Origin of the sequence: Shewanella sp. FDAARGOS_354, from assembly GCF_002209245.2 — a bacterium.
Taxonomy (GTDB): domain Bacteria; phylum Pseudomonadota; class Gammaproteobacteria; order Enterobacterales; family Shewanellaceae; genus Shewanella; species Shewanella xiamenensis.
This window is the reverse complement of record NZ_CP022089.2, coordinates 55810-73751: the sequence shown is the minus strand read 5'-3', so window position 1 is coordinate 73751 and position 17942 is coordinate 55810. Positions and strand designations below refer to the sequence as shown.

The window sequence follows — 17942 nt, the reverse complement described above, 5'->3', positions numbered from 1 at the left end:
TACCTCAACCAATGGAGTCCTGACAGCCTAAACCCGCATCAAGCATTTCAACTAAGGCTTGTACGTGCAAAATGCCACACATTTGTTCTTTAACCACACCAGCTAGCCAAGGACGTTTCCCTGCTTTGCTGCGCCAATTTACTTGCGATTTGGTAATTTTTACTGCATTAAGCAGGGACTCACAAGCTAATCCCCAATTACTGCCCTCTAATAATACAAGATATTGATAATTTACCGATTGCGCCAGTTTATCTGTGTATTTTTCTGGCATAACCCACGCACAGGTATCCACTAGATTTAACTGTTCTTCTCGATGAGTTTGTACACCAAGGAACCAAGAAGGACGACCAATAATATGATTAATCCGTTCTACTTTGACGATACCACCGAGACTGACTAATGGAACCGCTAACGTCAACCCGGCTACCTTAAAGAATAGTACTTGAAACTCATCATCGAGTACTTCTTGCAGATCTTTTGTCACACTTGGAGGCGCAAAGCCGACTTGAGTGTCGGGCACAGTCGATAAGTTATCGACTTGCGTCGGCGCAACATTCGCAGTCTCATCGACATCAGCCACCGTTATTACTACAGGTTGCTTGGGTGCTGGTAAAGGTTGCTCGATAACCTCCGTTGGCTTATCAACAACTGTAGCTTCCGCTTTTAGGACTGGCGCAAGCAGTCGTTCTAGCGACTGTTTATTCACTAACGGCTCAGCACTTTCCTTAGAGGAGACAGTAACAATGCTTTTTGCCCGAATAGGTTGTACTTCAGGCTCTAGAGTAGCTTTAACATCCGCTTTAGACCGCTCATGCTCTGCCAAAATGGCATTATTGAGCTGCTGAGTTTCCGTTTTTTTACTGCTATCAAAAGTGGTCGCAACATTTTCTTGAGATTTAATTGGGGGAGCACCAAAGGCACTATCATCTTCGTGCAATAATAATTCAAAAAAATCAAAAACAGTTTCATCAACCGATTTTGACATGGCCAAACTCCCCAGCTAAAAGAAAATCTAATAATCTTTCATAGGCCTTTACACCACGACAACCGCTTGCATAATGGGAGGCGGGTAAATGCGCTAAACTTGCATCTCTAAACTTAGTATCTACAGGAATAACATCACGCCATAGACTCTCACCATACTGTTCACTCAACACCTGCAACGCAGCAGGAGATGCCTTAGTACGCTTATCAAACATGGTTGGGACTACGGTATAACTGTAACGAGTCTTCTTTGACCGCCCCATGATTTCCATAGTTTTGACCATGCGCTCAAGCCCTTTAATCGCTAAGAACTCTGTTTGCACAGGAATGACAATATGTTGGCTTGCGGCTAACGCATTCACCATCAGCACACCTAAGACGGGCGGGCAGTCGACGATGGCAACATCATATTCATCAGCAACAAGGGCAAGCAAATTACGTAAGACAAGTCCCATGCCTTCTTGATGGCCTAAAGCTCTATCCAGTGTTGCTAGCGCCATAGTCGACGGTAATAAATCTAAACCATCCACCAAAGTTGGTACGATATGCGATTTAACCAGCTCTTTTGTAAGATGATTGTGCGCAACAAATACATCAAAAAGAGAACCGGGCACCTCTTCTGAGTCAACCCCAAGGTAGTAACCGAGTGAAGCATGAGGATCGGTATCAATCATCAAGACGCGCTTACCCCGTTTAGCGAGTGCTCCCGCTAAACTTGCTACCGAAGTGGTTTTACCGACCCCACCTTTTTGATTCGCTATGGTCCAGACTTTCAAAGCACTGACCTCTTAAATGTTGATTCTGTGCCATTTACAAGTGGAATGATTACGCGGCCCACCACGTTACTCTTCTTCCCTCGTCGTGACTCTTATGCCACCGTTAGGCAGGCTTATCACCTTAACACCGTCGGCATTTTCCGAAATCACCACAGGAACTTGAGTCGACTCCTGTCGAACCTCTGTTGTCAATGCTGCTTCATTTTGCAAACGCAAAGAGACTGATGATTCAGCAGGTGACTGAGAGGATAACTGTTGTTTATCCATCTCTGGCACTTTTTCAAGTAAAGGCGGAATATTATTACTACCCGCCGCTGGCATTTCTGGCCCAAGAGTCACTGCATTATGTTCACCAGGCGCCACCATTTTTAGCATAGCCTTAGTTTGTTCTGGGTGTGTGGCAAGCCAATCAGCAATGACCTTAGCTTGCTCATCAGGCACCATGAGCACGACTTGGGTCGATGCTAAGCGTTTAACATCAGCAAGCAATTTTATGTTTTTTCGATGATAATCGAAACTTAAGGCACCAAGACAAACTATCGTCATCATCATTAGCACCATAATAAGCACAATATTTGTGCTTATCTGTGACTTGCTGCTAGCCACGTGCAGACTCTTTTAAAATCGACTCAGCCATGTGCTCCAATGAAATGGATTGAGTGGCAATTCCCGCACTAGCCACTGCTTGAGGCATGCCATAAACGACACAACTCGCTTCATCCTGCGCCCAAATGGTCGCACCAGCAGCTTTAAGCATGCGTGCTCCTTCTCGGCCGTCAGCTCCCATTCCAGTTAACACTACCGCAAGCACATCTCCACCGTAGGCTTTTGAGGCTGAAGCAAAAGTGATATCGACACAAGGCTTATAATTCATTTCAGCACTACCAGCGAGCACTTTTATTCGGCCTGTGACGCCTGTACGCTCTACCATCATCTGCATTCCACCTGGCGCTAGATACGCACAACCTGGACGCAAAATATCGCCATTTGCCGCTTCTTTTACCTCGATTTTACATAAACCATTTAAACGATTCGCAAATGCTGGAGTAAAAGCGGCTGGCATGTGTTGGATCAGCAAAATAGGATGCGGATAATTTGCTGGAAACTGAGTCAAAATTTTCTGTAAGGCGACAGGCCCCCCCGTCGACGTACCAATTAACAATAATTTGTATTGTTTACCACTAGCACGAATGGACGATACAGGTGACGTGCGCACTGGCGCAGGAGCACTTTGAACAGGTGTGGTCACATTCCCTAATACCGAGCCCGTGCTTGGTCTTGGGGTAATTGGGGCAACGCTAGGACGCGCCACTGGACGGAAAATTCGACGACGACCAAGAGCCTTGACTCTTTGCTGCAATAACAAAATCGCTTCATCTTTATTGGTCGCGATATCTTCAAAACGTTTAGGTAAAAAATCTAACGCACCCGCATCTAGGGCGTCTAAGGTGGCCTTAGCGCCATCATGGGTTAACGATGAAAACATCAGAATCGGGGTTGGACACTTTGCCATGATTTCACGGACGGCGGTGATACCGTCCATGACAGGCATTTCAATGTCCATAGTGATTACTTGGGGATTAAGCTCAGCAGCCATCTTCACCGCTTCAGCCCCGTTAGCAGCCGTCGCGATCACTTCCAGTTCAGGATCTTGATTGACTATTTCACTAACACGTCGTCTAAAAAAGCTTGAGTCATCAACGACTAATACTTTAATGGCCATTCCATTCCTTAACTTGGGAACTAACTTTTATTTTTCGCATAATGCTTTAATAGCCCAGGAACATCCAAGATAAGCGCAATACCACCATCGGATGTAATTGTTGCCCCAGCCATACCTGGCGTACCGTGCAACAAGGCTCCCAGTGGCTTAATCACCACCTCTTCTTGGCCAATCAGTGCATCCACAACAAAACCGATCTGCATCATACCTAACTGCACTATCACAACATGACCATGTTTCTTGTCACCATGTTTGAAGGTAGTTTTATTTCGATGCAACCAATGCTCTAGATAGAAGAGCGGCACGGCCTTGTTGCGAACGATGACAGTGAGCTGCCCGTCAACAATGTTGGTTTTGGTAAGATCGAGATGAAAAATCTCATTAACACTTGATAATGGTAGAGCAAAAACTTGTTTAGCCACATCGACCATAAGGGTTGGCATAATTGCCAAGGTCAACGGCACTTTAATCTCAAGTATGGTGCCTTTGCCTTTCATCGAGTCAATATGCACAGTACCGTTGAGTTGGGTGATACGGGTTTTAACCACGTCCATTCCCACGCCACGACCAGAGATATCTGAAATCTCGACCTTGGTCGAAAAGCCTGGGGCAAAGATCAAGTTATAAGCTTCATTGTCCGTCATACGCGCAGCGGAATCTTCATCCAACACGCCACGTTTAATGGCAATTTGTTTTAACTTTTCGGGATCCATACCTGCGCCATCATCTTCGATTTTTAGCAGAATATGGTCACCCTCTTGGCTTGCCGATAGAGTAATCGTCCCCGTCCTGGGTTTGCCAGAGGCTTCACGGTCATTTGGCATTTCAATACCATGGTCGACCGAGTTACGGACCAAGTGAACTAAAGGATCCGCCAGCGCCTCAACCAAGTTTTTATCAAGGTCAGTTTCTTCACCGACCAACACTAAATCAATTTCTTTATTGAGCGTACGGGCTAAATCACGAACAACGCGAGGGAAACGGCCAAAAACCTTTTTAATAGGCTGCATACGGGTTTTCATGACCGCGCCTTGCAAATCAGCAGTCACTAAATCTAGATTCGCGAGTGCCTTAGACATCTCTTCGTCATCACGACTAATGCCCAAACTTACCAAACGGTTACGTACTAATACCAGCTCTCCCACCATATTCATGATTTGGTCGAGTCGTGCAGTATCTACGCGAACGGTCGTTTCACCTTGAGGAACATTTGCTGATGCGGCAGCGGCCGCTTTAACAGGAGCCTTCTCGGCGAGCGCAACTTCGGCCTGAGGTTTAACTGCTGGAGGTGTTACCGGAGTAACACTGGCTTTAGGCACAGCAGGAGCCGCAGCAGATGTGGCAGGAGTGGGAGTCGGTTTCGCAGATTCCACTTTTGCAACAGCTTTGGCTGGTGCCCCACCTTTTCCATGAAGTTCGTCGAGTAAACGCTCAAATTCATCGTCAGTAATTTCGTCTGAATCGACAGCAACAGCAGTTGGTGTTGGTGTTGGTGTTGGTGTTGACACTGGCACAGCAACAGTTTCAACCTTAGGCTGAGGTGATATAGGTGTATCTACTTTGCCATTAAATTTTCCTGAACCATGAAGCTCATCAAGCAGGGCTTCAAACTCATCGTCAGTGATATCATCACCCGAGCTGGTAGCTTGTTGTACTTTGGGCTTGGCTGTATTTGATACAGAGGGAGTTGACGCAGTGGGTACTGCCACAGCATCAGCATTAGTAGTGTTAGTCACACCGGGACCTTTTCCACTACCGTGCAGTGCATCAAGCAAAGCCTCAAACTCCGCTTCATTAATCTCATCAATACTTGAGTTTGAAGAACTCACAGCCTCAACAGGCATCTCTTCAACTGCGACAACGTCAACAACAGTTTCAATAACGGGCTCGGGCTCAGCAATAGATTCAGGCTCTGGCGCACTTTGTCCCAATTCTGACGGCAGAGGCTCACCAGAACTAAGTAACTTTAATTTTGCAAGTAATGCAGCATCAGCAGGATCTTGTTGCTCTCCCTGCTGGGTTTGAGCAAACATGGTGTTAATCGCATCAACAGCCTGAAGAATAATATCCATTAATTCTGCTGTGACACTGCGCTTGCCAGTACGCAATAAATCGAATGTGTTTTCTGCCTCATGGCAGACATCAACCATGGGAGTCAAACTTAGGAAACCTGCGCCGCCCTTTACGGTGTGAAACCCCCTAAAAATGGCATTTAGCAAGTCAGTATCATCAGGATTATTCTCAAGGGCAACAAGCTGCTCTTGAAGCAACTCTAATATTTCCCCCGCCTCGATTAAAAAGTCCTGGAGTATCTCTTCATCTACATCAAAGGCCATCAAATTGACTCCCAGTTAGAAACCCAGACTCGATAGCAGATCATCCACTTCGTCTTGACCTGTTACTACATCTTGACGAAGCTCGGCATTCATTATCGGCCCTTCAGCTTCAATATTATTTTTCTGAGTAATCTGACTCTCAATTATTGGCTGCTCACCAAACACCGTCAGCATAGACACCAGATTACTTTCAACTTCCATCACTAGATCGATTACCCTGCGGATCATTTGTCCAGTCAGGTCTTGAAAATCCTGCGCCATCAATATTTGGTTGAGCAATTCGCGTAATCGGTTTGAGTCCAATTCACTTCGCGACATCAAATGCTGAACGTTATGGCAAAGCACCTTAAAATCACTGAGGGCAATTTCACGACGCATTAATTTGTCCCACGATGGCATCACTTGTTGGATGTTCGCGGTTAATGCATTCGCTAACGGCAAGCACTCCTCAACAGCATCCATAGTCTTATTTGCAGCTTGTTCAGTCATGTCAATGACATAACTTAGCCGTTCCTTAGCATCGGGTATTTCTGTATTGGCTAACTCAACTAACCGATTATCGATTTGGAAATCCATAAGAGCGCTATGCAATTGGCGAGTGAGTTTGCCTACCTCATCAAAAAGTTCCCTCTGAAGAGGAGCTGCCAGTTCTCTTAATAAATCATCAGCTTGATTTTGTTCATTCGCGCTTAACAGTTCGACTAAACGCTGAGCATGCTCGAGCGTGATGAGCCCTGATGTATGTGACTTCATAGCTCATCCCTGCTTAAGCGAGTCGTTCAAATATTTTATCTAGCTTCTCTTTCAATGTTGCTGCGGTAAAAGGCTTTACCACATACCCATTCACACCCGCTTGTGCAGCAGCAATAATTTGTTCACGTTTTGCCTCGGCAGTGACCATTAATACCGGTAGATGCTTCAAGGAGTCATCGGCCCTAATGGCTTTAAGTAAATCGATACCCTGCATGCCTGGCATATTCCAGTCTGTAACGACAAAATCAAAATCGCCTTTTTGCAACATTGGCAAGGCGGTTGAGCCATCGTCCGCTTCCTGGGTGTTGTTAAAGCCCAAGTCTCGCAACAAGTTCTTGATGATACGTCTCATTGTCGAAAAGTCATCAACGATGAGAATCTTCATATTCTTGTCCAAGGTTTCCTCCGGTGAGCTGACATTCAGTGCTCAATTAATAATTATACTTATGTCCAATGCTTGAGTTTGCCTTTGAGTCGCAACATTGCCTGACTTAATATCTGGCTAACACGCGATTCGCTTACCTCAAGAATGGCGCCAATCTCTTTTAAATTCAATGCTTCATCGTAGTATAACGATAGCACTAGCGCGTCCCTTTCGGGCAATAATTTTATCGCCTCAACAAGTGCAGAATGAAACTGGGTTTCTGCCAAGACCTCAAACGTACCATCGCTAATATCATCGCTTGTAGTGAGTATATCCTGTGATACGCCTAAGTCTTCTATCCCTATGATTTTACCAACAGAAACATCGTTAAGAATATGATGGTACTCATCGAGCGTCATATCAAGTTTTTCTGCAATTTCTGTGTCGCGCGCATCACGACCTAGCACTTGCTCTAATTCATCAATAGCTTGGGCAACTCGACGATTATTTCGGTGGACAGAACGAGGAACCCAATCGCCACGGCGGATTTCATCCAACATGGCGCCACGGATCCTTATGCCGGCGAAGGTTTCAAACTTTGCACCTTTACCGCCATCAAACTTAGATGATGCTTCTAATAATCCCATCATCCCCGCCTGTAGCAGGTCATCTAACTGCACAGAGGCAGGTAATCTGGCGAGCAAGTGATGTGCAATTCTTTTAACCAACGGTGCATACTGTTCAACGATTGACGTTTTATTGTCTAAACAAGTATACGCTGCGGCTTTATTCACTCGTTTTTTCCTCTTGAAAATCTGGTCGTTGAACTAAGCGCTCAACGAAAAACTCCAAATGCCCACCAGGTTGCTGTGGTACTGGCCAGCTCATAATTTTATTCGCTAGGCCTTGGTAAGCAATTGCAGCGGGAGACTTAGGATAAGCTTCAACCACTAACTTTTGCTTGCGAACCGATTTACGCAAATTTTCATCAAATGGAATGGTCGCAACTAATTCAAGTGCCACGTCCAAGAATCTGTCGGTCACTTTACTGAGTTTAGCAAACAATTCCATACCTTCGCGTAAACTACGCACCATATTTGCAACAATTTTAAAGCGGAAGACGCCGTGTTCACGGCTGAGGATTTTGATTAACGCATAGGCGTCAGTAATAGACGTTGGTTCGTCACAAACAACAACCAACACATCCTGTGACGCGCGGGAGAAACTGAGTACCATGTCAGAAATCCCCGCGGCAGTATCCACGATGAGAATATCAAACTGGGTGCGCATCTCACTGAAAGCACGAATTAAGCCCGCATGTTGCGCAGGACTTAGCTCTACCATTCCCTGAGTACCCGATGTGGCTGGCACAATCCCAATACCTTTAGGCCCCCGGACAATAATGTCATCTAACTCAGCATCGCCAGACAATACATGGGAAAGGTTACGTTCAGCACGGATCCCTAACATGACATCGACGTTTGCTAAGCCAAGGTCAGCATCAAGCACTAAGACACGCTTGCCCTTCTCGGCTAATGCTACGGCAGTATTGATGGATACGCTGGTTTTACCCACACCACCTTTACCACCCGTAACCGCGATTACTTTCACTTTTTCGTTATAGGGTTGATTCATCATACGTAAACCACTTGCTTGATCCAGGGTCATAACTCTACTCAAATGCACAGGTCATATTATCTGACCACGCTGTGTCTGGTAACGATTGTTGTTCTGTGTTTTCTAAGGCCGCTAATGCTTGCTCAGCGAGCATCAAAGTATCAGCAACTTTCATATCTTCGGGCACTCGCTGCCCATCCGTAACATAACTTAATGGCAATCCACTTTGGATCAACACACTTAATGCGCCCGCTAACGACACAGATTCATCAAGTTTGGTGAGTACAACACCAGATAAGGGAATGCGTTTAAAGTGATTTACAGCATCTTGCAGCACGCGGCGCTGTCCTGTGGCAGACAGTACCAGATAACTGCGGATAGGTATTCTGCTATTTGCAGTTAAATTATCAAGTTGCTGGTAAAGCCGCATATCTCGTTGGCCCATACCCGCGGTATCTATCAATACTAGCTTGCGATTTCTAAACTGATACAGAATTTGCTCTAGTTCAGCAAGGTCATGGGCTTGTTTGACTGGGCAGCCCATGATTTTGCCATAGGTGGCCAATTGCTCATAGGCGCCAATACGATAATGATCTGTGGTAATCAATGCCACTTGGTCAGCACCATGGTGAGCAGCAAAGCGTGCGGCCAGTTTAGCCAAGGAAGTGGTTTTCCCCACACCAGTGGGACCAACTAATGCCACAACACCGCCTTGCTTAACAATATCATCACCTTGATTATCAAGCATATTAGCAAGACTTTGCGGCAGTGCACGAACTAATTCTGCAGGAGTATAGTGTTGGCTCAGCGCAGCTAATTTGTTTGCCACCGCTGGTGAAAACTCGGCCTCCAACAACTTTGACTCCAGCATGGCACCGACAGGGTCGATACGCTTTTTATGCTCAGTCATCAATGCTGAAACCTGATGGGTCAACAAATTACGTAAGGATGATAACTCGTCGCGCATGGCTTCAAGATCGGCATTTTGCTTTTGCGAACTCTGTGACTTTTTATCGAAGGGATTGCCCATATCACGGCGCTCAGCTTTAGGCGCAGCTGCGGTGGCTTGTAATCCTTTAGCCCATGCAGGAAGCTCAGCATCTTGTTGTTGATGCGTGAGTTGTTGGTTTAAACGATTTTGTTGCTTCTCAAGCAAGGCTTGGAGTGAGTCCGCTGGCGCCGAGGGTTTTAGCTTAGTTTCAGCGCGGATCGGCGCTTTGGCGCCGAGCGAAACTAAGTCATCACTCACATCCATAAAGGTCGGAGTGGCAGCAGGCGCTTTCGCTTTTGGCTCGTCGTAGTCAACGGCAGCGACAATCTCAATACCGCCGTTCACCTTTTTATTGGACATAATCACCGCATCGGAGCCGAGCGTGTCCTTCACTTGGGCCAGTGCAGCACGCATGTCTTTGGCAAAAAAACGTTTAATCTTCACTTATGCGTCCTCTACTGGCCGACGGCAGATACGATGCGTATTTGCTTTTCATCGGGGATTTCTTGGTAAGAAATCACTCTGAGATTAGGAATAGTATATTTAACAAAGCGAGACAGGGTCGCACGTAACATACCAGACGTTAGCAAAATGGCAGGCTGTCCGACCATTTCTTGCTTTTGAGCGGCATCCGCTAAGGATTGTTGCATACGCTCCGCAAGACCTGGCTCGATATTGGGGCCATCGCCACCCGTTGCTTGCATTGATTGATGCAACATCTGTTCCAACTCTGGCGCCAAAGTTATGACAGGGATTTCGAGTTCAGGGCCAGAGATCTCTTGAACGATCATGCGCTTCAATGCGATACGCACCGCCGCTGTTAACACTTCAGTATCGTTACTCTTAGTGCCGTATTCTAACAAAGTTTGCACTATGGTACGCAAGTCTCTGACAGAAACTCCTTCATTTAATAGGTTTTGCATCACTTTTACGACATTTCCGAGCGGCATCACATCAGGAATAAAGCCATCCACCAACTTAGGCGAGTGTTTAGCAAGCATATCCATCAGTTGTTGCACTTCTTCGTAGCCTAAAAGTTTTGCTGCATTATTCGTCAATATTTGGCTGATATGAGTTGCCACTACCGTCGCGGCATCCACTACCGTATACCCTAAGGTTTGGGCATGTTCACGCAGTTCAGGGGCAATCCACACGGCTTCGAGACCAAAGGCAGGATCACGGGTCTCAATACCATCTAACTTACCGTACACTTGTCCCGGATTAATGGCGAGCTCGCAGTCATGGCGAATATCCGCCTCACCCACAACAACACCCATAAGAGAAATACGATAGGCATTAGGCGAAAGGTCTAAATTGTCACGTATGTGAACCGCAGGAACCAAGAATCCCAATTCTTGCGAAAGCTTTTTACGTACACCTTTGATCCGGCTGAGTAATTCTCCACCTTGACCTTTATCGACTAAGGGGATTAAACGGTAACCCACTTCAAGACCGATAGTGTCAACATGATGCACATCGTCCCAGCTAAGTTCCTTAGGCTCTCTTTCGGCTCTTTCCGTTGGGCCCGTTTTGACTTGTTCGAGGGCTTTGGCACGTTTAGCCTCATTACGTTTAAATATAAAATAAGCCGCACATCCCGTTAAAACGGCGAAACTTAAAAACGCCATGTGCGGCATTCCAGGCACAATCCCCATAACGAACAATACGCCAGCAGCAATCCCTAGCGATTTATGACTGTCAAACATCTGACTCATCAACATCTGACCCATATCGCCAGATTCATTTTGGCGAGTTACCATCAATGCCGCAGCAATTGACAGTAATAAGCCTGGGATTTGGGCGACTAACCCGTCACCTATTGTTAAGAGGGTATAAATTTCAACCGCTTGAGAGAATGTCAAACCATGCTGAACAATCCCGATAATAAAACCACCGAGAATGTTGATCACTAAAATCATGATACCAGCGATAGCATCGCCCTTAACGAACTTAGACGCACCGTCCATTGCGCCATAGAAGTCAGCTTCGCGGGTGACTTCAGCCCGTCTGGTTCTGGCTTGATCTTGATTAATAATGCCCGCATTTAAGTCAGCATCAATTGCCATTTGCTTACCGGGCATCGCATCTAAGGTAAAGCGAGCACTCACCTCAGCAATCCGGCCAGCACCTTTGGTAACAACAGCAAAGTTGATAATAATCAGAATGATAAATACAACTAGACCAACGGCATAGTTACCACCAATCACTACGGAGCCAAAGGCCTCAATCACCTTACCCGCCGCATCACCACCGTTGTGACCTTCGAGTAATACCACACGGGTCGATGCCACGTTAAGTGCAAGTCGAAGCAGTGTCGCAACTAATAAAACGGTTGGAAAGGCAGCAAAGTCTAAAGGTCTATCGGTGTAAATCGCGACCAAAAGCACAATCAAGGCTAAAGCAATGTTAAAGGAAAATAAGATGTCGAGTAGAAACGGGGGAATTGGCAGTACAATCATCGCCAATGCTGCAAGCACTAGTGCTGGCGTACCTATGCCCTTAAAAGAGCTTAGCTTCAACTGTTTTACTTGGCCTAGGGAGGCTTTAACATCCATTCACAGATACCTAAACTTTGACGTATAACAGCCTAAAAGCAAAAAGCACGCCAACAACTAACAATCAGGTAGTGAAGCTAATATGTAGCTAGCTAACTTTACGTTAGAGCACTATTGACTCGTTACTAGGACTTGTTGAGATTTCAAGATTACATTTTGTTCATTCTGGGGCGAAACGAAGAAAGATGTGTGGTTGTTCTACTCAAATGACGAGCAGCTTTTATGACAGAAAGTAAGAGTAAGGGCTTACAAGACGATTCCTGATGGCTGCATTTGGCTGGCTTTTCTGCCGCGTTATCGTCCGTTTATGTAGAATAACTACACGGCACGGACTTTGCCTTGCATAAAAGCCAGCCAAACTGCTGCAAAAATAACCATGAAACGTCAACACGCCCTAGTACTTCAGATCTTCAGGAATAGGTTGATTAACGGGGATAGGGATAGGTTTGCGGCCACGCCCTTTTTGATACTGCCTTAACTGGAATACATAAGCGAGTACCTGTGCTACCGCGGTAAATAGGCCTTCGGGGACTTGTTGATCAAGTTTAGTGGTATGGTAAATCGCCCGCGCAAGTGGTGGTGCAGTAACGATGGCTATATTATGCGCCCTTGCTACCTCACGAATTTTAAAGGCAACCTCATCGACACCCTTAGCAATCACAAACGGTGCTGCAGAGCGCTTAACATCATATTTTATCGCCACTGCATAGTGCTCAGGGTTCACCACAATCACATCCGCATTGGGAACTTCGGCCATCATGCGCCGCTGCGCTAATTCACGCTGCATTTGGCGGACTCGCCCTTTGACCTCAGGTTTACCCTCGGTATCTTTATACTCGTCTTTGACCTCCTGCTTAGTCATTTTCAGCTGTTTATTATGGTTCCAGATCTGAAATGGCACATCGATCACTACAATGAATAATACGGAAGAGCAAAGTAGGATAAACATCCATACCAGTAAATCTAAAGCGTGGTAGACATTCCCAGGAAGATGATCGGCAGAAAGGAGTAAAATATCATTAAAATAATGATTTAGAAGAAAATATGCCGCCAACGCGACAACAGAAAACTTAGCAATGCCCTTCGTTAATTCAACCAAGGCTTGCACACCAAACATCCGTTTAAAACCCGCAATCGGGCTCATTTTGCTGGCTTTAGGCATCATGGCTTGGGTAGAAAAATTCATTCCACCAAGGGACACGTTTCCGATAAATGCCACCACCACAATCAGCAGCATAATCTTAAGCAACGGCCAACCTATTTCGCCGCCGACAACGCCCCAGACATTAAACATTTGATTAGTATCAAAAATTGCAGCTCTATCCATGGTAAACACACGTTCAAACACATTGGAAAGTGCTTTTGCAATACCAGGGCCGAGCATATACAGTCCTGTTGCAGCCGAAAGCAGAACTGTGGCCGTACCTAATTCTTTGGAACGGGCAACCTGACCTTTTTCCCGCGCCTGTTCGAGGCGCCTCCCGGTGGGTTCCTCGCTGCGTTCGCCGCTACTTTCTTCAGCCATTACGCGTTCCTATCCGGTTAAAGTATGCCATCGGCTTGACACTGAAGCCCTAAAATATCACACAGCAAAAGCTGTGCCGATGCCCATACTTCATCGAAATGAGCCATAACAGGAGTTAAGGTTAACCATAAAATTAACAATCCACCGATCATCGTAATCGGAAAACCAATCGAAAAAATGTTTAGCTGTGGTGCAGCGCGGGTCATAACCCCAAAGGATAAATTGACTACCAATAACGCGATAATTGCTGACAGCGACATAGTTAATGCCGCACCAAACATATAAGACCCCCATTCCGCCAACGCGCGATAGCTGGTCAACGTTAATCCCACATTAGAAATCGGCAGTGTATCAAAACTGGCCACAAGCATACGGATCATCAACAGATGACCATCAACAGCTAAAAAAATTAAGGTTGCGAGCAACAGGAAGAAGTTACCAATCACTGGAGTTTGTTGTCCTGAGCTCGGATCAACCATAGAGGCAAAACCTAAGCTGGTCTGCATGCCGATAATCTGACCCGTTAACACAAAGGTTTGCATCACCATTTGGGTCACAAAACCCATGGCAACACCAATAATAATTTGCTGTGCAGTAATAAAAACGGCGCTTAAGGAAAAGAGTTCTGCATCCTTAACGGGCGGCAACACGGGGGCTATTGCGAGGGTTATGGCAATAGCAAGAAGTAAACGCACACGAGTAGGAGTTGTTGCCGCGCCAAACACCACCATAACCATCAGCATACTGGCGACTCGAAACAGTGGCCACATATACGAAGCAATGGTTTGCATTAACGTATCAAGCAGCAACTCCATGGGATTAACCTACCACTTGAGGAATACGGTTAACCATTTCAATAAAGAAATCCATTAAGGTCTGTACTAACCAATGACCCATTAACATCAAAGCAAGCAAGGTCACAATAAGTCGAGGTAAAAAACTTAAAGTTTGCTCGTTAATTGAGGTCGCAGCTTGGAATACCGCCACAATTAAGCCAATGCCGAGCCCAGGCAGAACAATAGCCGAAACCATCATCACAATAACGGCTAGAGCTTCGCGAAAAATATCGATTAGCGCTTCTGGCGTCATCTCAGTACTCCGCCTGTCTAACCGAAGCTATTGGCTAAGGTGCCCATCACAAGCCCCCAGCCATCAACAAGTACAAACAGCATAATTTTAAAGGGCAATGACACAATCATAGGCGAGAGCATCATCATCCCCATGGCCATTAAGATACTGGCCACCACTAAATCGAGTACTAAAAAAGGCACAAACAACATAAAACCAATTTGAAAGGCCGTTTTGAGCTCGCTGGTGATAAATGCTGGCACAAGCACACTCATTGGTGCTCCTTCGGGTGAATTAATATTCTGGTAACCCGAAATATCGATAAAGGTTTTGAGATCCGTGGTACGTACTTGCCCCAACATAAATGCCCTTAACGGCTCTTTGCCCTTATCAAAGGCCTGTTGCAGAGTAAGCTGTTCATCAATATAAGGTTTTACCCCTTGATCATAAATTTTATCAAATACCGGCGCCATAATGAAAAAGGTCATAAACAAGCTCATACCGATTAAGACTTGGTTAGACGGTGTCTGCTGTAAACCAATCGCTTGGCGCAAAATGGAGAGCACCACAATGATGCGGGTAAAGGACGTCAACATAATGACCATGGCGGGTAAAAAACTCAGCGAAGTCATTAGCAATAGGATTTGCATGGTAACCGAATATTCGGTCGAACCATCGGCGGCGGTTTTTACGGTTACCGCAGGCAGTACACCATCGGCAGCGCCTACCGAGGTCGCAAACATCAGTGCACTGATCCCTATAAAAGTGAGTATGTACTTCATCATTGTTTTAATTTCGCCTGCCGTAGCTTGTCCGCAAAAGATACGGACTCAATTTCGATAGGCTCAGCTAATTTATCAATTAAATTAACTTGTTGCCCACTCACGCCAAGTAAATACTGCTGTTCACCCACTTGAACTAAAACAAGGCGCTCTTTCTGACCAAGGGATGTTACTGCAAGGGTTTTGAGCACACTATGATTGGTTGGCACTAAATTAAATCGCCTTAGCAGGTAAGCTAAGGCGAAAATAAGCAACAGAACTAAAATAAGCCCACCGAGCATACTCGCCGCTGCTGCCATTTGTGATGGCTCAGTCACTTTTGCTGTCGCCACTGCACCTTGGGTGGCCACTTCAGCGACACTCGCCTGAGCTGCTGACGCGGCATTGAGAATTACCGATGTGCTCATCTCGCTCCTTCAGGCTTTTTCTTAATGAGTGATATTACTTAAGCTTTTTAATTCGCTCAGTCTGACTAATTACATCTGTTAAGCGAATACCAAATTTATCGTTTACCACCACCACTTCACCATGGGCGATAAGCGTGCCATTGACCATCACATCCAACGGTTCACCTGCAACTCTGTCGAGCTCAACTACTGAACCTTGGTTCAGCTGTAACAGGTTACGGATACTGATGAAGCTGCGACCAACTTCCATCGAAATCGTCACAGGTATATCTAAAATGGTATCTAACTTAGCCGCTTCTGCCTTGCTAATCGGCTGTGAGTCATCCACTAGCTCATCAAGATCAACGGCATTAGCCTCTTCCAGAGCTTGTTCGGCCATCGCTGCTGCCCAATCATCATCTGTACTCATCTCACTCCACCTTTATAATTCTGATATGTCTCTAGCTTTGCCTTTACGCGTCACTAATTGTAATTCGGATTTGACCGTCTCAGGACGAGGGATTTTTTCGTAAATTTTAAGTGCTAGATTATCTCGTGAACGTCCCATTTTACAGCGGTAAGTCGGTAAGTCCTCAATTCTCATCATAATGTACTCTGGTAATTCAATAGGGATAATATCCCCAGCCTTAAAGTTCATTACATCTTTGAGTGTGAGTTCGTGCTCAACCACGGTGGCATCAAAGCCTACTTTAACGTCCATAATCTCGTCATGCAGCGCCTGCGACCAACGCATATCGGTATCTTGTTTATCACTCTGTACGCCCGCATCGAGTAATTCGCGGATTGGCTCAATCATCGAATATGGCATCGTGATGTGGAAATCACCGCCACCACCATCCACTTCGATATGGAAGGAGTTAATGACAACAACTTCAGTTGGACTGACAATGTTAGCCATCGCTGGGTTAACTTCGGAGTCTAAATAATCAAACTCCACATCCATCACGGGTGCCCAAGCATCTTTATAATCTTCAAAGATAATTTTAAGTAATAACTGCACAATACGCCGTTCAGTGGGGGTAAATTCCCGCCCTTCAATCTTGGCGTGGAAACGGCCATCACCACCAAAAAAGTTATCCACCAAAATAAATACCAGTCGCGCTTCCATGGTAATCAGCGCAGTACCTTTTAGGGGGTGGAAACGTACCATGTTCAGACTGGTTGGGACGAATAGGGTATGTACGTACTCACCAAACTTGAGCATTTGCACGCCGTTGATCGACACTTCGGCCGCGCGACGCATCATGTTAAACATGCTGATCCGCAGGTGACGGGCAAAACGCTCATTAACAATTTCGAGCGTGGGCATACGACCACGCACAATCCGATCTTGGGAAGAAAAATCGTAGGAACGAGCCTCCTGCCCAGCGGCATCAAGCTCATCATCCTCTTCGACATCATCGACCCCGTGTAAGAGCGCATCAATTTCGTCTTGGCTTAATAAATCACTCACAGTATTGTCTTCGCCTCTTTAAGGTGCTGAAGATGAAAGGTTATTGCATGACAAAACCAGTAAAGAGCACTTTTTCAACCACTTTACGTCCCGTTACAGATTGCAACGTGTTTTGTACGCTCAACAGGGCTAATTGTCGTAATTCATCTTTACCCGCCTGTGTACTTAGCTTTTGCACATCGGCACCACTAAAAGTGGTTAGCAGCGCATCTTCAATCAATGGAATGTGCTTTTGGGTCAACACATCATCATCTTGACCTCTGACCATAAGTTGCACTTTGATTTCGACAAGCCGAGCGCGATCCGGTCCTGGAAGGTTAAATAAAAATGGGCGAGGCATCGGCACATAAGCTGCCAATGCCGGCTCAGCAGCCGGCGCTGCCGTTTCGGTTTTAGCACCTTCGGCCTCGACAGGAGCCTCTTCACTACTTCCAAGGAAAAACCAAAGCGCGCCACCAATTAATAGCGCAACAAAGACACCCACACCGATAAAAATAAATAGCTTCTTTTTACTTTTTGGTGCTTCAGTACTTTCAAGTTCTAGTGATTCTTCCTTGGCCATTTTCTGTTCTCTTTAATAGGCTAAATTTGGGAATGGGATTAAGGCT

General features: G+C 45.8%; 19 protein-coding genes. All 19 read right to left on the bottom strand.

Going from position 1 to position 17942, the window contains the following annotated elements; all coding sequences use genetic code 11:
• Nucleotides 1-4 precede the first annotated feature (4 nt).
• The gene (locus CEQ32_RS00375) at nt 5-985 is read right to left on the bottom strand and encodes a chemotaxis protein CheW (RefSeq protein ID WP_037424742.1); all 981 of its coding nucleotides are present in this window, start codon (nt 983-985) and stop codon (nt 5-7) included.
• The gene (locus CEQ32_RS00370) at nt 969-1760 is read right to left on the bottom strand and encodes a ParA family protein (RefSeq protein ID WP_037420395.1); all 792 of its coding nucleotides are present in this window, start codon (nt 1758-1760) and stop codon (nt 969-971) included. Before CEQ32_RS00370 ends, CEQ32_RS00375 begins: the two co-directional genes overlap by 17 nt.
• Nucleotides 1761-1826: 66 nt before the next feature.
• Nucleotides 1827-2345 carry a hypothetical protein gene (locus CEQ32_RS00365; RefSeq protein ID WP_037420561.1) on the bottom strand — a complete coding sequence of 173 codons (519 nt, stop codon included), beginning with the start codon at nt 2343-2345 and terminating at the stop codon, nt 1827-1829.
• Nucleotides 2346-2358: 13 nt separating this feature from the next.
• Nucleotides 2359-3483, bottom strand: a complete 1125-nt coding sequence (locus CEQ32_RS00360; protein WP_088585299.1) for a protein-glutamate methylesterase/protein-glutamine glutaminase — start codon at nt 3481-3483, stop codon at nt 2359-2361.
• Between the two features lie 20 nt (nt 3484-3503).
• Nucleotides 3504-5819, bottom strand: a complete 2316-nt coding sequence (locus CEQ32_RS00355) for a chemotaxis protein CheA (RefSeq protein WP_088585298.1) — start codon at nt 5817-5819, stop codon at nt 3504-3506.
• 15 nt (nt 5820-5834) lie between these two features.
• Nucleotides 5835-6572, bottom strand: coding sequence for a protein phosphatase CheZ (locus tag CEQ32_RS00350; RefSeq protein WP_037420388.1), 738 nt, complete (start codon nt 6570-6572; stop codon nt 5835-5837).
• A gap of 13 nt (nt 6573-6585) precedes the next feature.
• Entirely contained in the window at nt 6586-6969 is a 384-nt protein-coding gene (cheY, locus tag CEQ32_RS00345; RefSeq protein ID WP_007649667.1) for a chemotaxis response regulator CheY, read from the bottom strand.
• Between the two features lie 47 nt (nt 6970-7016).
• Complete coding sequence (locus CEQ32_RS00340) at nt 7017-7730, bottom strand: RNA polymerase sigma factor FliA (RefSeq protein ID WP_047539533.1); 714 nt, start codon at nt 7728-7730, stop codon at nt 7017-7019.
• On the bottom strand, nt 7723-8604 hold the full coding sequence (locus tag CEQ32_RS00335) for a MinD/ParA family protein (protein ID WP_037420384.1): 882 nt from the start codon (nt 8602-8604) through the stop codon (nt 7723-7725). Before CEQ32_RS00335 ends, CEQ32_RS00340 begins: the two co-directional genes overlap by 8 nt.
• 4 nt (nt 8605-8608) lie before the next feature.
• Complete coding sequence (gene flhF, locus CEQ32_RS00330; RefSeq protein WP_037420382.1) at nt 8609-9988, bottom strand: flagellar biosynthesis protein FlhF; 1380 nt, start codon at nt 9986-9988, stop codon at nt 8609-8611.
• Nucleotides 9989-9999: 11 nt separating this feature from the next.
• Nucleotides 10000-12099 carry a flagellar biosynthesis protein FlhA gene (flhA, locus tag CEQ32_RS00325; RefSeq protein ID WP_037420379.1) on the bottom strand — a complete coding sequence of 700 codons (2100 nt, stop codon included), beginning with the start codon at nt 12097-12099 and terminating at the stop codon, nt 10000-10002.
• Nucleotides 12100-12493: 394 nt separating this feature from the next.
• Entirely contained in the window at nt 12494-13624 is a 1131-nt protein-coding gene (gene flhB / locus CEQ32_RS00315; RefSeq protein WP_037424768.1) for a flagellar biosynthesis protein FlhB, read from the bottom strand.
• Nucleotides 13625-13641: 17 nt separating this feature from the next.
• A complete protein-coding gene (gene fliR / locus CEQ32_RS00310; protein WP_069453227.1) occupies nt 13642-14439 on the bottom strand; it encodes a flagellar biosynthetic protein FliR in 798 nt (265 codons plus the stop codon).
• Between the two features lie 4 nt (nt 14440-14443).
• Entirely contained in the window at nt 14444-14713 is a 270-nt protein-coding gene (gene fliQ / locus CEQ32_RS00305) for a flagellar biosynthesis protein FliQ (protein ID WP_037420368.1), read from the bottom strand.
• A gap of 17 nt (nt 14714-14730) precedes the next feature.
• The gene (gene fliP / locus CEQ32_RS00300; RefSeq protein WP_088585297.1) at nt 14731-15477 is read right to left on the bottom strand and encodes a flagellar type III secretion system pore protein FliP; all 747 of its coding nucleotides are present in this window, start codon (nt 15475-15477) and stop codon (nt 14731-14733) included.
• A complete protein-coding gene (gene fliO, locus CEQ32_RS00295) occupies nt 15474-15881 on the bottom strand; it encodes a flagellar biosynthetic protein FliO (protein ID WP_037424769.1) in 408 nt (135 codons plus the stop codon). Before fliO ends, fliP begins: the two co-directional genes overlap by 4 nt.
• Before the next feature lie 34 nt (nt 15882-15915).
• A complete protein-coding gene (gene fliN, locus CEQ32_RS00290; RefSeq protein WP_037420360.1) occupies nt 15916-16290 on the bottom strand; it encodes a flagellar motor switch protein FliN in 375 nt (124 codons plus the stop codon).
• A 12-nt stretch (nt 16291-16302) separates the two neighbouring features.
• Nucleotides 16303-17334: a flagellar motor switch protein FliM gene (gene fliM / locus CEQ32_RS00285; RefSeq protein WP_037420356.1), complete on the bottom strand. Its 1032-nt coding sequence runs from the start codon at nt 17332-17334 to the stop codon at nt 16303-16305.
• 40 nt (nt 17335-17374) lie between these two features.
• The gene (gene fliL, locus CEQ32_RS00280) at nt 17375-17896 is read right to left on the bottom strand and encodes a flagellar basal body-associated protein FliL (protein ID WP_037420354.1); all 522 of its coding nucleotides are present in this window, start codon (nt 17894-17896) and stop codon (nt 17375-17377) included.
• Nucleotides 17897-17942 lie beyond the last annotated feature (46 nt).

Coding starts and splice junctions, on each gene's coding strand:
- CEQ32_RS00375 (WP_037424742.1), bottom strand. CDS start 985: ATGTCAAAATCGGTTGATGAAACTGTTTTTGATTTTTTTGAATTATTA.
- CEQ32_RS00360 (WP_088585299.1), bottom strand. CDS start 3,483: ATGGCCATTAAAGTATTAGTCGTTGATGACTCAAGCTTTTTTAGACGA.
- CEQ32_RS00355 (WP_088585298.1), bottom strand. CDS start 5,819: ATGGCCTTTGATGTAGATGAAGAGATACTCCAGGACTTTTTAATCGAG.
- CEQ32_RS00350 (WP_037420388.1), bottom strand. CDS start 6,572: ATGAAGTCACATACATCAGGGCTCATCACGCTCGAGCATGCTCAGCGT.
- CEQ32_RS00335 (WP_037420384.1), bottom strand. CDS start 8,604: ATGACCCTGGATCAAGCAAGTGGTTTACGTATGATGAATCAACCCTAT.
- flhA (WP_037420379.1), bottom strand. CDS start 12,099: ATGGATGTTAAAGCCTCCCTAGGCCAAGTAAAACAGTTGAAGCTAAGC.
- flhB (WP_037424768.1), bottom strand. CDS start 13,624: ATGGCTGAAGAAAGTAGCGGCGAACGCAGCGAGGAACCCACCGGGAGG.
- fliR (WP_069453227.1), bottom strand. CDS start 14,439: ATGGAGTTGCTGCTTGATACGTTAATGCAAACCATTGCTTCGTATATG.
- fliQ (WP_037420368.1), bottom strand. CDS start 14,713: ATGACGCCAGAAGCGCTAATCGATATTTTTCGCGAAGCTCTAGCCGTT.
- fliP (WP_088585297.1), bottom strand. CDS start 15,477: ATGATGAAGTACATACTCACTTTTATAGGGATCAGTGCACTGATGTTT.
- fliO (WP_037424769.1), bottom strand. CDS start 15,881: ATGAGCACATCGGTAATTCTCAATGCCGCGTCAGCAGCTCAGGCGAGT.
- fliN (WP_037420360.1), bottom strand. CDS start 16,290: ATGAGTACAGATGATGATTGGGCAGCAGCGATGGCCGAACAAGCTCTG.
- fliL (WP_037420354.1), bottom strand. CDS start 17,896: ATGGCCAAGGAAGAATCACTAGAACTTGAAAGTACTGAAGCACCAAAA.